Below are 14,497 nucleotides of genomic sequence, written 5' to 3'. Positions count from 1 at the left end.
GCTGGTCCCGCCCGTCCCCGCCCCCCTGAAAGCAAAAGAAGGGGGCGCGGGGAACTGCGCGAGAAGTCCCACGCACCCGCACCCGACAACGCGCGGCCTCACACCCCCGCCCTCTTCTGCGCCTCCTCCACCAACCGCACCGCATCCCCCACCTCGGCCTCGTTCTTCAGCACCACCGCCAAGTCGTTCCCGGCTACCGTGATCTGGTCGGCCACCGCGAACATCCCCGCGTCCGGCATCTCCCGGCTCGCGGTGCCCGGCTCCTCCACCGCCTGTGCCCACCGGGCCAACTCCCTCGCCAGCCCCAGCGCCTCCGCGGCGGCCCCCCGCTGCAACCGGCTCTGCGGTGCCGCCCTCAGCTTGTCGGCGAAATGCTCCACTGCACGGGTAAGAGGCGTCGTATCAACCACGCCGCGAGCGTAACGCCTCCGGTCGGCTCCCCCGGCAGGACCCGGCTGTCCTGTCACGACTGTTGCCAAGACGCCAACACTCAGGCACGGTGGCGTGAAGGACCGGCTACAACGCCCTTTGCGCACCGGAGGCGCCGATGTCCCAAGTCTTCTCCGAAGAGACCCATCGCAACATGCTCGCCCGCATCCCGCACTGCACCGGTCGTGAAGTGTCCGACTGGCTGCGCACCGTCGACGAAGGCCCGGCCCTCTTCCGCTTCGAGGAAAAGGTCAGCTGGCTCCGCCACGAATACGACCTCGCTTACGGCCACGCGAAGGCGTTGATCCATGAGTACGACCTGAGGAGGGCCGCGCGCAAACTTCTCTAGGCGCGCACACGCGGACGGCGAAGGGCCCCGGGGCGGTGACCCCGGGGCCCTTCTCGGTTCACGTGCGAGAGCTCGCCGTCGCGCTAGTCGTTGCTGCTGAAGATCGCCACCAGGCGCAGCATCTCGACGTAGATCCACACCAGCGTCATGGTGAGGCCGAACGCGGCCAGCCAGGCCTCGTTCTTCGGGGCACCGTAGGCGATGCCGTCCTCGATCTGCTTGAAGTCGAGGGTCAGGAAGAACGCGCCGAGCAGGATCGCGATGATGCCGACGATCGCGCCGAGCGGGCCGAAGCTGCGCAGTCCGCCGTTGTCGGCGACGCCGAACGCGACCAGCAGCAGGTTGACCGCCATGACCAGCACGAAGGCGATGGCGATGGACATGCCGACGCGGGCGTAGCGGGCGGTGACGCGGATCCAGCCGGCCCGGTAGACCAGCAGGGTCGCGGCCGAGACCGCCATGGTGCCGAGCACCGCCTGGAACGGGGCGCCGCTCCACTGGCTGTTGTACATCTCGCTGATGACGCCGAGGAAGACGCCCTCGAAGGCGGCGTATCCCAGGATCAGCGCGGGCACCGGGGTGCGCTTGAAGCTCTGGATCAGGGCGAGGACCATCGCCACGATCGCCGAGCCGAACGCCAGACCGAAGCTGGTGCTGGAGATCGGGAGCAGGGCCCAGGCGAGAACCGCGCCGACGGCGACCGTGCCGAGCGTCATCGCGGAGCGCGTGACGACGTCGTCCATGGTCATCCGGCCGGTGGTGGCCGGGGCCTGCGGCGGGGCGCCCTGCTGGAGGTCCTGCTGGGCGTAGGGGTTGTTCGCGTACGGGTTCTGCGCGTACGGGTTGCCGCCCTGGGCGTACGGGTTGCCCTGTGCATACCCGGCCTGCGGCGCGGTGTTGAAGCCCGCGTAGCCGTTGTCGCGGCTGAACCCCCGTCGCGAGAAGACCGGGTTGCTGCTCCTCATTTCACTCCTCCATGGCCACACTGCGCGGCCTTGGCGTCAAGAGTAACGGATTGGCAAAGGATTGACCCTACTACCTGCGGAGGATCTTTCCCTCACCTTGCTGCGCAACACGCTACGCGGAGCCCTGATTCCCGGCCATGGAGGGCTTCATTCCATGACGAAGCCGGAACACGACCGGAACCGGCCAGAGATCCCTCAGACGTCCAGGGGGAAGCCGGTGTAGGCCTCCGCCAGGTCGGTCTCGGCGGCCCGGGAGGAGGCGATCCGGCCGAGCCGGGCCAGCTGGAGGCGAGCGTCGAAGGCGCTGTCGGCGGGACCGGGGTGGAGCATGCTCGTCATGTCGTACGAGAACCGCTCGGCCTGCCAGACGCGGCGCAGGCAGGTCGCCGAGTAGGCCTCCAGGAGCTCGGGCGATCCGGTCTCCCGCTGGTGGACCAGGGCGCGGGCGAAGGTCACGACGTCGCCGACCGCCAGGTTCAGCCCCTTGGCGCCGGTCGGGGGCACGATGTGGGCGGCGTCCCCGGCGAGGAAGAGCCGGCCGTGCCGCATGGGCTCGTGGACGTACGACCGCATGGGTGTCACCGACTTCTGGGTGATGGGGCCGCGCTCCAGGCGCCAGTCGTCGTCGGTCTCGAAGCGCCGCTCCAGCTCGTCCCAGACCGCCTCGTCGGTCCACTCCTCGGCGTCCGTGCCGGCCGGGACCTGGAGGTAGAGGCGGGAGACGGCCGGGGAGCGCATGGAGAGCAGTGCGAAGCCCCGGTCGTGGCGGGCGTAGACCAGTTCGTCGTGGGAGGGGGCGACGTCGGCGAGGATGCCCAGCCAGGAGTACGGGTAGGTCCGCTCGAAGACCTGGGAGAGGGCGGCGGGGAACGCCTGGCGGGCGATGCCCCAGAAGCCGTCGCAGCCGGCCACGTAGTCGCACTCCAGGACCTCCTCGCGGCCCTCGTGCCGGAACCGGATCCGCGGCCGCTCGCTCTCGGCGCCCTCCACCGCCAGCGCCTCCGCCTCGAAGAGCAGCGGGCCGCCCTCCTTGAGCTGGAGGGCGATGAGGTCTTTGCAGACCTCGGTCTGGGCGTAGACCGTCACGGACCGGCCGCCGGTGAGGCCGGGGAAGTCGACGCGGTGGCGCCGCTTCGCGAACCGCAGCTCGATGCCGTCGTGGCGCAGGCCCTCGCGGTCCATGCGCTCCCCGGCACCGGCCGCGCGCAGCACGTCCACCGTGCCCTGTTCGAGGATCCCGGCGCGCTGGCGGTGCTCGACGTAGGAGCGGTCCCGGCTCTCCAGGACGACCGAGTCGATGCCCGCGTTGTGCAGCAGCCGCGCGAGGAGGAGGCCCGCGGGTCCGGCTCCGATGATGCCGACGGTGGTGCGCATCGGTCGTTCCCTTCCATGGACGGGCGTCGTCGCCCGGAGTTCCGAGAGTAGGCTGTTCGCCTGGTGAAATTTCCTTCACCAACTTCCCCAGAGTCTCCGTCCGCTCGTATCCCCTGTCAATGGCGGCGGACCGGCGCGTGCGGCAGGCCGCCGGGCCCGCGGGAGGCGGTCGCGGGCCCGGCGGCCGGTGTGCGCGGGACGGGTCAGCGGCCCGGCCAGCCGTCCAGGTGGCGGTGGAGGGTGACGTCCTTCTGCGGATCGCCCTTCGGGGCGTTCGCGACCGCGTCGTGCAGGACGGTGGTGACCTCGGCGGCGAGCCCGTCGACCCGCGAGCGCAGTTGGTCGGCCGGCAGGGTGGAGCGGGTCAGCCCGTCGAGCCGGCGGTGGATGTCGGCGAGCTTGTCCTGGGTGGCCTCGTCGAAGCGCAGCGCGGTCGGCGTGGACACCACGAACTGGTAGGCCCCGGCAAGGGTCTGACAGCCCGTGCACTCCTTGTTGGCGGCGTCGCTGAGGTTCACGGCGTTCAGGTGGGTGCGCTCCCCGGCGATCGTGACGATCTGGAAGGAGAGGGCCACCGAGCGGCAGTGGTCGTCCGCCGAGCAGCCGGCCGATACGGCGTTGGCCTGGTTGCGTGCGGCGGCGGCGTTCACCGTGCCGAACTGGCGGACCGTGAAGGAGTCCCTGACCTGGGTGTGGTGCCCGCGGTCGGCGTGGCTGAAGACGTGGTCGGAGACGACCGCGGCGTGCGGCGCGAAGGTGGCCGCCTGCGCGGGCACGGCGGTGGCCGCCCCGGCGACCCCGGCGGCGAACAGGCCGATCCGGACGGCCCGCCGGGTGAGTGGACCTGTGGTGGTGCGTGGTTTTCGGTGACTGCTCATGGTGTGCTCCTGTGCTCCTGTGCTGCTGCGGTAGGTGGTTCGATGCCGCCCGTCAGGACGCGGCAGGGCCGCCCGTCACGACCGGGCCGGGCCGCCCGTCAGGACACGGCCGGGACCGGGCTCGGCGGGTCGCTGGCCGGCGGCGGGGACGGGCTGGCGGTCGGGGACACCGGGACGCTCTGCGACGGGGTGGGCGTCGGGGACGCCGGCACGCTCGCCGGCGCCGAGGACACCGGTTCGGTGACCGGTCCTCCGCTGGCCGGCGCCGGCGTCCTGGTCGCGCCCGGCCCGGGGGCGCCCGGCACCGAGGCGGAGGGCGACGCCGAGGCCGACGCGCCGTGCGACGGCTTCCCGGCCGAGGGCGCGGCGCTCGTCCCGGCCGAGCCGGACGGCCCGCCGGGCGCCGTGCCCGAGGAGGCACCGGAGTCCTCCGGCCGGTCCGGGGTCGAGGCCCGCCGGGCCGGCGGCGGTTCCTCGGTCGGCACCCCCGGCTGCAGGATCGGTGCGATCGGCGGCTGCTTGGGCAGCGGCTTCGGGGTCACCCCGGACGCCCAGGCGTAGCTGAGTCCGGTGAGCCCGGCGAGGGCGAGGGCGCAGATCGCGAGCCTCAGCCGCGGCCGGTCCGCCGTGGCGCGATTGACGGCCCGGACGATCCGGCCGCCGATCTTCACGGACAGGTAGACGACACCGGCCATCGGGCACAGCAGCATCACGCAGCCGATCGTCCCGACCAGCCCCTCGACGATCTTCCCGGCCACGAACGCCGAGCCGGTGCCGAGGAGTTGCTCGGTCAGCGAGCGGATCATCGTGGTGAGGATGCGCGGCAGGTTCCACAGCGCGTAGCCGAGTTCGCCGATGATCAGCGGGACCATCGTCAGCACCCAGGTGGCGACGACGGCCCGGGCCGACTTCTTCAGTCCGGCGACCTCCTGGCGGGCCCGGTCCCCCCTCGGCCCCGGCACCAGGCCCAGCAGGATCGGCTTGATCTTGCCGTACAGGTCCGGGACCCCGGCCAGGTCGCCGAGGATGTAGTAGCCGTCCAGCCGTACGGCCGGCATCAGCTGTTCCATGATCTCGAAGTGCCCGAGATACACCGCGGCCAGGAAGAACTGGGCCCCGGTGGCGAAGTAGGCACCGGCCATGGCCAGCATGAAGACGACGTTGAAGTAGACGCCGCCCAGGTCGGTGCGGAGCCGGCCGGCCCGCCCGATCCGGTAGACGTCGGTGACGTCGGTGTACATCGAGGGCCAGATGAGGAAGAGCCCGCACCCGATGCAGCCGGGGCGGGCTCCTCCGTATCTGCACGCGGAGGCGTGTCCGAACTCGTGGAAGACGAGGGAGGCCACGGTGAGCACGAAGACGACGAGGATCAGGACCGGCTGGTCGAGCACCTCCAGGACGGGCTCGATCGCCCCGAAGAACCCGAACAGCCAGACGTCCATGGCGACGGCCGAGCCCAGCACCAGCGCGACCACGGCCGGCCGGTGCAGCCACGCCAGCGAACGTGCGATCTTCGCCGTACGCCGCTCGTTGAAGATCACCCGGTGGCCCTTGAGGGCGAGCAGCAGGTCGGAGCGCGGGGCCTCGACCTCGTCGTCCTCCTGGCCCTCCGGGACCGTCACACCCAGCGGCTGGAGCTTCTTCTCGACGAGGTAGCGGATGTTCTCCCCGCTGACCTCGCGCCCGAAGCGGGCGCTGACCCGGTGGGCGATGGCCTCGGCATCGCGGACGCCGTCGACCGACGACGCCACCAGGTACAGCAGCCTGGACAACTGCACGACCTGCCCGTCCCCCCGACGGGCGATGTACTTGGGCTCGGTGAAACCCGACCCCTGGTACTCACCGTGCAGCCGCAGCCCCGCGCTCAGCCTCGGCACCGGCGACGGCGGGTCGACGACCGGCAGGTTGCCCGTCGCCACCTGCTCGTAGGTCACCGGCCAGCCGCCGGGTCCGGGCACCGGGCCCGTGTCGTACAGTGCGGCGGCCCCGTCCCCGAGCACCGTCATGTGTGGTCTCCCCCCGGATCCCCATGGTGTTACCCCCCGAATGGCCGGGAGCGCCACCGCTGGGGCGACGGCGGTGGCGCTCCTGGGAACTACTGGGTGACGGTGATCGTCTGCGCGGCCGACGACTCGGCGGCCGACCAGGCGGAGTGGTCGTTCAGCGCGGCGGACTGGTTGGACGCCTCGATGTTGGCGATGTGCTTGGTGACGTTGACGGTCCTGCCGAAGCTGAACTTCAGGCGGCCGAGGGCCTCGCGGCCCGGCAGCAGCTCGGCGGACTCGTTCTCCAGCTCGTTCATGTCCATGCTCATGACGGATGTCCCTTCGTTTCGTGTGCGGTGAGGTTGCGGACGATCGCGGTGCCGGCGCCGTGCGCCAGGGCGGTGTTACTGGGTGACGCTGATGGTCTGACCGGCGCCGGAGTCCGCCACCGACCACACCGAGTGGTCGTTCAGCGCGGCCGACTGGTTGGACGCGTCGATGTTGGCGATGTGCTTGGTCACGTTGACCGTCTTGCCGAAGCCGAACTTCAGCCGGCCCAGGGCCTCACGGCCCGGCAGCAGCTCCGCGGACTCGGCCTCGAGCTCATGGGCGTCCATCATGATCTTTTCCCCCTCAGGGATAGACATTTCCGATCGGACCGAGTCAGGTTCCCCCCGAACTCTGTCCAATCTGATCGGACAAGCTGTCCAACGAGATTGGACACTAGGGCCTCGGGAACCCACCGCGCAACCCCGTTGGAAAATCACCCTCTCGGCCGATCGCCTACCCGACCGTAGAATCGGCCGGGACATGGCGGTCCCCGCCGGCGGCGAGCAGGAAGTGACGGTCAGTGGCCAACGCACTGCAGCAGTTGATCCGTGAGCACCTCGACCGCAAGGGCTGGTCCTACGGCGACGTGGCGCGGCGCGGCGGCATTCCCCGCTCCACCGTCCACCATCTGGCCACCACCGACCGTGTGGTCCGCATGCCCCAGGCGAGCACCCTGGAAGGCCTGGCCAAGGGACTGGAGATCCCCCTGGAAGCGGTGCGCCGCGCCGCCGCCGAGGCCTGCGGGATCCACGTGTACGACACCTCGCCGGCCGCCGACCCGAACGGCACCGCGGGCGCCGGTCCCGCCGACCCCGAGGTCGCGCTGCTCATCGCGAGTGTCCAGAAACTGTCGGCCGACGACCGCCGGCATGTCACCGCGCTCGTCGAGTCCCTCCTGGACCGTTCCCCCCGGCCCGCCGAGGAGAAGTGACCGGGACCGGACCGCTCCCGGACGTTCTTCCGTCAAGTCGGAAAAAGAATCCAACTCCGCACGAAAGCGTCAAGATCCCCAGCTAGTCTCTCGTCCTGCCCGGGACGCGAGAGCCGCACGACCACGGGCTCTCAGGGGGAAGTTGTGTTGTTCGTGCACGGCGGACCGGCGACGGCCGTGGTCCGCAAACCCGGCGGCGAGTCCGTCGTCCTGCTGTCCGGGGAACTGCCCGAGGTGCTCACCGACGCGTCGGTCACCGAACTCCTGGACCTGGCCGCCGCCATCCTGGACCCGGGCGAACTCGCCCTCTTCGAGGAATGCCTGCGCGCTCTGCGCCGCAACGGCATGCGCGCGGGCCGCCGGGTCGAGGTCGACGGTGCCGTCCTGACCGTCTACGAAGGGTGACACCGCGCCGAGGGCGAGTCGGCGCCGAGAACGGATCGGCGCCACCTACGAGAGGTGCGGGAAGTGCCCGGAACCGGACTTGAACCGGTACGCCCGCGAGGGGCAGCGAGGTTTAAGCTCGCCGTGTCTGCATTCCACCATCCGGGCAGGCCATGGGCTCCGCAACGAGGATCCGACCCTATCGGGAGGCGTCCCCCGAACAGCGGACGGACGACCCCCATGTTGTCTTATTTTATTGACGTCTGAGGGAGCATCAGCCCCCGGAACGAGCCATCCGCACTTGCCAATAGCGTTACGCGCGGTGGGTGCGCGCGTACACGGAATGACGGAATTTCACCGTCCGAACAAGGGGGCTCCACCTGTTCTCGACGGCCGGAAGTGCCTGGTGCCGGGTTCGGGGTCGCGGAGTTCGGTGTCATCCCCAGGTATGACCCGGCGCCCGTCCCGTCCCCCTTCGGTCGCCCTCCGGAACCGGAACTGCGGCTGACTACACGGGCCCGTGCGCCGGAGACGATGGTTCGGCCGTACGCACACACCGTCGTCCCGACAGGAGCGCCCTTCCGTGTCCACCACACCCATCGCCGACCGCCGGACCACTTCCGTGGCCGCACGCGCCACGGACCTCTCGAAGATCTACGGCCAGGGCGAGACCCAGGTGGTCGCCCTGGACCGGGTCACCGTCGAGTTCCGGCAGGCCGAGTTCACCGCGATCATGGGCCCGTCCGGCTCCGGGAAGTCCACGCTGATGCACTGCGTGGCCGGCCTCGACACCTTCTCCTCCGGTTCCGTGCGGATCGGTGACACCGAGCTGGGCTCCCTGAAGGACAAGCAGCTGACCAAGCTGCGCCGGGACAAGATCGGGTTCATCTTCCAGGCGTTCAACCTGCTGCCGACGCTGACCGCCCTGGAGAACATCACCCTGCCGATGGACATCGCGGGGCGGAAGCCGGACAAGCAGTGGCTGGACTCCGTGATCGAGATGGTCGGTCTGCGGGACCGGCTCGGCCACCGTCCCTCGCAGCTCTCCGGCGGCCAGCAGCAGCGAGTCGCCGTGGCCCGCGCGCTCGCCTCCCGCCCGGAGATCATCTTCGGCGACGAGCCGACCGGGAACCTCGACTCCCGCTCCGGCGCCGAGGTGCTGGGCTTCCTGCGCAACTCGGTGCGGGAGCTGGGCCAGACGGTCGTCATGGTCACCCACGACCCGGTGGCGGCGGCGTACGCGGACCGCGTGGTCTTCCTCGCCGACGGCCGGATCGTCGACGAGATGTACCGGCCGACGGCGGAGACCGTGCTCGACTTCATGAAGCAGTTCGACGCGAAGGGCCGCACCAGCTGATGTTCCGCACCGCGCTGCGCAACGTACTCGCGCACAAGGCCCGGCTGCTGATGACCGTGCTCGCCGTCATGCTCGGCGTCGCGTTCGTCTCCGGCACCCTCGTCTTCACGAACACCATCTCGGACGCCTACCAGAACAGCTCCGCCAAGGGCTTCAAGGGCGTCGACGTGGCCGTCACCGCCAAGAGCCAGGCGGACAAGGGCAACACCATAGGCAAGACCCCGGACCTCACCCAGGCCCTCCTCGACCGGGCCGCGAAGGTCCCCGGGGCCGCCTCCGCCACCGGGGTCGTCTCCGGCTTCACCGCCATCGCCGACAAGGACGGCAAGCTGATCGGCGGCGGCTGGCAGTCCGAGGGCGGCAACTACTGGGGCACCAAGGACGCCCGCTACCCGCTGGTCAGCGGCCACGCGCCCAAGGGCGGGAACGAGGTGCTGATCGACTCCAGGACCGCCGAGCGGGCCGGCTACAAGGTCGGCGACACCGTGCGCATCTCGGTCGACGGCCCGGTCCTCACCCCCACCGTCGCCGGCATCTTCACCACCGACGACGGCAATGTCGCGGCCGGCGGCAGCCTCGCCCTGTTCGACACGGCGACCGCGCAGAAGCTGTTCGGCACGAAGGGCGCGTACGACGAGATCGACGTGACCGCGAAGTCCGGCACCGGCCAGGCCGCCCTCAAGTCTCAGCTGGACCAGGCCCTGCCGGCGAAGCTCGTGGAGACCACCACCGGCCACAAGCTCGCCGACGACCAGGCGCAGGCCATCTCCAGCAGCATGAGCGGCCTGCGCCAGGGCCTGCTGGTCTTCGCCGGCATCGCCCTGTTCGTCGGCACGTTCATCATCGCCAACACCTTCACCATGCTGGTCGCCCAGCGCACCAGGGAACTGGCCCTGCTGCGGGCGGTCGGCGCCTCCCGCCGCCAGGTCACCCGCTCGGTGCTGATCGAGGCGTTCGTGGTCGGCGTGGTGGCCGGGGTGACCGGTCTGGTCGCGGGTATCGGCATCGGCGCCGGACTGCGCTCGCTGCTCGGCTCGTTCGGCGCGACCGTCCCGGACGGCCCGCTGGTCGTCAGCACCGGCACGGTCGTGGCCGCGCTCGCGGTCGGCACCGTCATCACCATGCTGGCCGCCTGGCTGCCCGGCCGCCGGGCCGCGAAGATCCCGCCGGTCGCCGCGATGAGCGCCCTGCACGCCGCCCCGACCGCCAAGTCGCTGGTGCTGCGCAACACGATCGGCGCCCTGTTCTCGGCGGCGGGCGTGACGGTGATCCTGGCGGCGACGACGATGAGCGGCAGCGACGGCCAGGCCCCGATGGGCATCGGCGCCGTCCTCCTCATCATCGGCGTCTTCGTCCTGACCCCGCTGCTGTCCCGCCCGCTGATCGCGGCGGCGGCCCCGCTGCTGCGCGGGTTCGGCGTCTCCGGCAAGCTCGCCCGGCAGAACTCGCTGCGCAACCCGCGCCGTACCGCCGCCACCGCCTCCGCGCTGATGATCGGCCTGACCCTGATCACCGGCATGACGGTGATGGCGGGCAGCCTTCAGACGGCCATCGCCAAGATGGCGAGCGCGTCGATCCGCGCGGACTACATCGTCTCGATGGCCAACGGCAACGCGCTCTCCCCGGACGTGGCGAAGGAGATCGCGGCCACCGACGGCGTCACCGCCTCCAGCCCGCTGCGCAACGCGATCTCCCGGATCGACGGCAGGACCGAGTTCCTGACCGGCGTCAACGGTTCGGCGATCGGCGAGCTGACCGACCTGAAGGTGGACAGCGGCACCTTCAGGGTGAGCGGCCCGGACGTCGTCGTGGACGACGACGAGGCCAAGTCGCAGGGCTGGAAGGCCGGTTCGGCCCTCACCGTGCACTACGAGGACGGCAGGTCGCAGCGGCTGACGGTCGCCGGGGTCTACGAGGGCAACCAGGTGATCCGCGGGATCATGGTCGACAACGCCACCCTCACCCCGCACGTGGCCCACCCCGACGACATGCAGGTCATGGTCAAGACGGCGGACGGCGCGTCGAGCGCGACCAAGGACCGGCTGGAGAAGGCCCTCGGCTCCAACCCGGCGATCAAGGTCCAGGACAAGCAGGACCTGTCGGACTCCATCGCAAAGGCGTTCACGCTGATCCTGAACATGGTCTACGGCCTGCTCGCGATGGCGGTGATCGTCGCGGTCCTCGGGGTCATCAACACCCTGGCCATGTCGGTGTTCGAACGCTCCCAGGAGATCGGCATGCTCCGCGCGATCGGCCTGGACCGCAAGGCGGTCAAGCGGATGGTCCGTCTGGAGTCCCTGGTCATCTCCGTCTTCGGCGGGGTGCTGGGCATCGGCCTGGGCGTGTTCTTCGGCTGGGCGGCCGGTCAGCTGGTCGGCGCGAAGATGCCGACGTACGAACTGGTGCTGCCCTGGGCCAGGATGGCGGTCTTCCTGCTGCTGGCCGGCACGGTCGGTGTCCTGGCGGCCCTGTGGCCGGCCCGGCGCGCGGCGAAGCTGAACGTGCTGACGGCGATCAAGGCCGAGTAGCGAGCGGCGGCAGACACGGCGAAGGGGCCCCGCGCTCGCCGCGGGGCCCCTTCCGTGTGCCGTCAGTTCCAGGTGCGGGTGCGCAGCGGCAGCCCGGAGGCACCCGACTCCGGGGTCCGGACGGCCAGCACCTGGTTGACGCCGATGCGGTTGTGTTCGAAGGCGAGGGCGGAGGCGGCCATGTACAGCCGCCAGACGCGGGCCCGGCCGGGGCTGGTCAGCCGCATGGCGCGCGGCCACTCGGCCTCCAGGTTGGTCACCCACCGGCGCAGGGTGCGGGCGTAGTGCTCGCGGATCGACTCCACGTCCCGCACCTCGAACCCGGCCCGCTCCAGCTGGGTGACGGTGGTGCCGATCGGGGCGAGCTCGCCGTCCGGGAAGACGTAGGCGTCGATGAACGCGTCGACGTCGTACACCGACTCGTCACGCTGCGGCCGCCGGGCGATCTGGTGGTTGAGCAGCCGCCCGCCGGGCTTCAGGAGGCCGTACAGTTCCCGCGCGTACTCCAGGTACCGCTCGGACCCGACGTGCTCGGCCATCCCGATCGACGAGATCGCGTCGTACGGCCCGTCCCGGACGTCCCGGTAGTCCTGGACCCTGATCTCCACCCGGTCCGCCAGACCCTCCTCCGCGACCCGTTTACGGGCGTACGTGGCCTGCTCCTGGGAGAGGGTGACCCCGACGACGCTCACGCCGTGCTCCCGGGCCGCGTGGATCGCCATGGAGCCCCAGCCGCAGCCGACGTCGAGCAGCCGCTGACCGGGGGTCAGGCCGAGCTTCGCGCTGACGAGTTCGAGCTTGTCGCGCTGCGCGCTCTCCAGCGTCCCGCCGTCCTCCCAGTAGGCGCACGAGTAGACCATCGACGGCCCGAGGACGAGTTCGTAGAAGTCGTTGCCCACGTCGTAGTGGTGGCTGATGGCCCGCCTGTCGCTGTGACGGGTGTGCAGATGGCGGGGGCGGCGGACCTCCTCGCGGGGCGGGGCCGGCGGGACGGGGGGTCCGGCGAGTCTGAGCAGTTCCCGGACGCCGGACCGTACCGCGGGATCGCGCAGGGCCTGAAGGACCGTACGGCCGTCCTCCCCGCGCTCCCAGATCAGGCCGGACATCGCCGCGAGGACGCCGTAGAGGTCGCCCTCTATGTCCAGGTCGCCGGCGACCCAGGCGCGGGCGAGGCCCAGTTCGCCCGGCTTGAACAGCATGTGACGCAGAGCTCGGCGATTGCGGATCACGAGCGCCGGCGCGTCCGGCGGTCCGGCCTGTGACCCGTCCCAGGCCCGCAACCGCACCGGGAGCGGAACCCCCAGCACCTGCTCGGCAACTCTCCTCAGCCGCGACGCGGCGTCGGCCATGGCGCACACCTCCAAGACGTCGATCCCGGATGCCGGTTACCACGTAAACACCGTGAGGGCGGCAGCGCAGTCCTGCAAAGGAGTTACGACTGGGCAAAACAGATGTAGCCAACATGTAATCGGGTAGGCGCCCGGAAACGCCGAAGGACCTCCCGCACCACGGATGGCGGGAGGTCCTTCGGTCCGTTCAGCGACCGATGCCCGAGGTCAGGAGGCCTTGGCCTTCTCCTCGGCCTTCGGGGCGGCGACCGGCGCGGGCTTGGCGGCCTCGTAGAACTCCTCGCGGGGGTTCTCCATGGCACCCAGGGACACGACCTCGCGCTTGAGGAACATGCCGAGCGTCCAGTCGGCGAAGATGCGGATCTTGCGGTTCCAGGTCGGCATGGCCAGACCGTGGTAGCCCCGGTGCATGTACCAGGCGAGACGGCCCTTGAGCTTGATCTTCGTCTTGCCCAGGACGATCATCGCGACGCCCTTGTGCAGTCCCAGACCGGCGACCGCGCCCTTGTTGGCGTGGCTGTACTCCTTCTGCGGGAAGCCCCGCATGCCGGAGACCACGTTGTCGCCGAGGACCCTGGCCTGCCGCAGCGCGTGCTGCGCGTTCGGCGGGCACCAGGCGTTCTCGATCCCGGCCTTGCGGGCGGCGACGTCCGGCACCTGGGCGTTGTCGCCCGCGGCCCAGATGTAGTCGGTGCCCTGCACCTGGAGGGTCGGCGCGGTGTCGACGTGACCGCGGGGGCCGAGCGGCAGGCCGAAGCGGGCCAGCGCCGGGTTCGGCTTGACGCCGGCCGTCCACACGATCGTGTTCGAGTCGACCTCGAGGCCGTTCTTCAGCACCACGTGACCGCCGACGCAGGAGTCCATCGAGGTGGAGAGGTAGATCTCCACACCGCGGCTCTCCAGGTGCTCCTTGCCGTAGAGGCCGAGCTTGGGGCCGACCTCGGGAAGGATCTTGTCGGCGGCGTCGACGAGGATGAAGCGCATGTCCTCACGGGACACGTTCTTGTAGTACTTGGCGGCGTCGCGGGCCATGTCCTCGACCTCGCCGATGGTCTCCGCACCGGCGAAGCCACCGCCGACGAAGACGAAGGTGAGCGCCTTGCGGCGGATGTCCTCGTCGGTCGTGGAGTCGGCCTTGTCCAGCTGCTCGAGGACGTGGTTGCGCAGGCCGATGGACTCCTCGATGCCCTTCATGCCGATGCCCTGCTCGGCGAGGCCGGGGATCGGGAAGGTGCGGGAGACCGCGCCGAGCGCGATGACCAGGTAGTCGAAGGGCAGCTCGTACGCCTCGCCGACGAGCGGCGCGATCGTGGCGACCTTGCGGTCCTGGTCGATGGTGGTGACCCGGCCGGTGAGGACCTCCGCCTTCGGCAGCACGCGTCGCAGCGGGACGACGACATGCCGAGGGGAGATGCTGCCGGCGGCGGCTTCGGGGAGGAAGGGCTGGTAGGTCATGTACGACCGGGGGTCGACGACCGTGACGGTCGCCTCGCCGTAGCGCATCTTCTTGAGGATGCGCCGAGCTGCGTACAGGCCTACGTACCCACCGCCTACTACGAGGATCCTGGGACGCTCCGTGGTGCTCATGGCATCGAGTATCCACCCGCCCGGAGGGGGCCGCTCGTGCGCCCCTTCACA

The 14,497-nt window shown here is 70.4% G+C and carries 14 protein-coding genes and 1 tRNA gene; 5 read left to right on the top strand and 10 right to left on the bottom strand.

Translation table 11 applies throughout. The features are described 5' to 3' along the window. Positions 1–98: 98 nt before the first annotated feature. Positions 99–410 (bottom strand): hypothetical protein, encoded by a 312-nt coding sequence (locus tag AB0P24_RS36885; RefSeq protein ID WP_234533480.1) that lies wholly within the window; start codon positions 408–410, stop codon positions 99–101. A gap of 137 nt (positions 411–547) precedes the next feature. Between AB0P24_RS36885 and AB0P24_RS36880 the strand changes: the two genes are divergently transcribed. After that, the gene (locus tag AB0P24_RS36880) at positions 548–778 is read left to right on the top strand and encodes a DUF4287 domain-containing protein (RefSeq protein WP_181807199.1); all 231 of its coding nucleotides are present in this window, start codon (positions 548–550) and stop codon (positions 776–778) included. Between the two features lie 83 nt (positions 779–861). Here the strand turns inward: AB0P24_RS36880 and AB0P24_RS36875 are convergent, their stop codons facing one another. From AB0P24_RS36875 to AB0P24_RS36850, 6 genes are all read right to left on the bottom strand, one after another. Further along, positions 862–1,743: a Bax inhibitor-1/YccA family protein gene (locus AB0P24_RS36875; RefSeq protein ID WP_365801804.1), complete on the bottom strand. Its 882-nt coding sequence runs from the start codon at positions 1,741–1,743 to the stop codon at positions 862–864. Positions 1,744–1,938: 195 nt separating this feature from the next. Further along, the gene (locus tag AB0P24_RS36870) at positions 1,939–3,117 is read right to left on the bottom strand and encodes a 4-hydroxybenzoate 3-monooxygenase (RefSeq protein ID WP_365801802.1); all 1,179 of its coding nucleotides are present in this window, start codon (positions 3,115–3,117) and stop codon (positions 1,939–1,941) included. Between the two features lie 203 nt (positions 3,118–3,320). After that, on the bottom strand, positions 3,321–3,995 hold the full coding sequence (locus tag AB0P24_RS36865) for a hypothetical protein (protein ID WP_365801800.1): 675 nt from the start codon (positions 3,993–3,995) through the stop codon (positions 3,321–3,323). 98 nt (positions 3,996–4,093) lie between these two features. After that, positions 4,094–6,001 carry a hypothetical protein gene (locus tag AB0P24_RS36860; protein WP_365801797.1) on the bottom strand — a complete coding sequence of 636 codons (1,908 nt, stop codon included), beginning with the start codon at positions 5,999–6,001 and terminating at the stop codon, positions 4,094–4,096. An 89-nt stretch (positions 6,002–6,090) separates the two neighbouring features. Continuing rightward, positions 6,091–6,309: a hypothetical protein gene (locus AB0P24_RS36855; RefSeq protein ID WP_365801795.1), complete on the bottom strand. Its 219-nt coding sequence runs from the start codon at positions 6,307–6,309 to the stop codon at positions 6,091–6,093. 75 nt (positions 6,310–6,384) lie between these two features. Continuing rightward, positions 6,385–6,600: a hypothetical protein gene (locus AB0P24_RS36850; RefSeq protein WP_365801793.1), complete on the bottom strand. Its 216-nt coding sequence runs from the start codon at positions 6,598–6,600 to the stop codon at positions 6,385–6,387. Between the two features lie 230 nt (positions 6,601–6,830). Between AB0P24_RS36850 and AB0P24_RS36845 the strand changes: the two genes are divergently transcribed. Then, positions 6,831–7,241 (top strand): helix-turn-helix transcriptional regulator, encoded by a 411-nt coding sequence (locus AB0P24_RS36845; protein ID WP_365801791.1) that lies wholly within the window; start codon positions 6,831–6,833, stop codon positions 7,239–7,241. A gap of 144 nt (positions 7,242–7,385) precedes the next feature. Further along, positions 7,386–7,646, top strand: coding sequence for a hypothetical protein (locus tag AB0P24_RS36840; protein ID WP_365801789.1), 261 nt, complete (start codon positions 7,386–7,388; stop codon positions 7,644–7,646). Positions 7,647–7,710: 64 nt separating this feature from the next. Here the strand turns inward: AB0P24_RS36840 and AB0P24_RS36835 are convergent. After that, positions 7,711–7,793, bottom strand: a tRNA-Leu gene (locus AB0P24_RS36835). A 415-nt stretch (positions 7,794–8,208) separates the two neighbouring features. Between AB0P24_RS36835 and AB0P24_RS36830 the strand changes: the two genes are divergently transcribed. Continuing rightward, positions 8,209–8,982 (top strand): ABC transporter ATP-binding protein, encoded by a 774-nt coding sequence (locus tag AB0P24_RS36830; protein ID WP_365801787.1) that lies wholly within the window; start codon positions 8,209–8,211, stop codon positions 8,980–8,982. Continuing rightward, entirely contained in the window at positions 8,982–11,510 is a 2,529-nt protein-coding gene (locus AB0P24_RS36825; protein WP_365801785.1) for an FtsX-like permease family protein, read from the top strand. The genes AB0P24_RS36830 and AB0P24_RS36825 overlap by 1 nt, the downstream gene beginning before the upstream one ends. Before the next feature lie 62 nt (positions 11,511–11,572). On the opposite strand, the gene AB0P24_RS36820 is transcribed toward AB0P24_RS36825, so the two are convergent. Then, on the bottom strand, positions 11,573–12,859 hold the full coding sequence (locus AB0P24_RS36820; RefSeq protein ID WP_365801783.1) for a cyclopropane-fatty-acyl-phospholipid synthase family protein: 1,287 nt from the start codon (positions 12,857–12,859) through the stop codon (positions 11,573–11,575). A gap of 207 nt (positions 12,860–13,066) precedes the next feature. Beyond that, entirely contained in the window at positions 13,067–14,446 is a 1,380-nt protein-coding gene (locus AB0P24_RS36815) for an NAD(P)/FAD-dependent oxidoreductase (RefSeq protein WP_365801781.1), read from the bottom strand. Between the last annotated feature and the right edge of the window lie 51 nt (positions 14,447–14,497).

This window comes from Streptomyces sp. NPDC086519 (assembly GCF_040686075.1).
GTDB lineage: Bacteria > Actinomycetota > Actinomycetes > Streptomycetales > Streptomycetaceae > Streptomyces > Streptomyces shenzhenensis.
The sequence above is the reverse complement of the archived record's forward strand: the minus strand, read 5'-3'. Positions and strand labels throughout refer to the sequence as shown.

Coding starts and splice junctions, on each gene's coding strand:
- AB0P24_RS36880 (WP_181807199.1), top strand. CDS start 548: ATGTCCCAAGTCTTCTCCGAAGAGACCCATCGCAACATGCTCGCCCGC.
- AB0P24_RS36875 (WP_365801804.1), bottom strand. CDS start 1,743: ATGAGGAGCAGCAACCCGGTCTTCTCGCGACGGGGGTTCAGCCGCGAC.
- AB0P24_RS36870 (WP_365801802.1), bottom strand. CDS start 3,117: ATGCGCACCACCGTCGGCATCATCGGAGCCGGACCCGCGGGCCTCCTC.
- AB0P24_RS36865 (WP_365801800.1), bottom strand. CDS start 3,995: ATGAGCAGTCACCGAAAACCACGCACCACCACAGGTCCACTCACCCGG.
- AB0P24_RS36860 (WP_365801797.1), bottom strand. CDS start 6,001: ATGACGGTGCTCGGGGACGGGGCCGCCGCACTGTACGACACGGGCCCG.
- AB0P24_RS36855 (WP_365801795.1), bottom strand. CDS start 6,309: ATGAGCATGGACATGAACGAGCTGGAGAACGAGTCCGCCGAGCTGCTG.
- AB0P24_RS36850 (WP_365801793.1), bottom strand. CDS start 6,600: ATGATGGACGCCCATGAGCTCGAGGCCGAGTCCGCGGAGCTGCTGCCG.
- AB0P24_RS36825 (WP_365801785.1), top strand. CDS start 8,982: ATGTTCCGCACCGCGCTGCGCAACGTACTCGCGCACAAGGCCCGGCTG.
- AB0P24_RS36820 (WP_365801783.1), bottom strand. CDS start 12,859: ATGGCCGACGCCGCGTCGCGGCTGAGGAGAGTTGCCGAGCAGGTGCTG.
- AB0P24_RS36815 (WP_365801781.1), bottom strand. CDS start 14,446: ATGAGCACCACGGAGCGTCCCAGGATCCTCGTAGTAGGCGGTGGGTAC.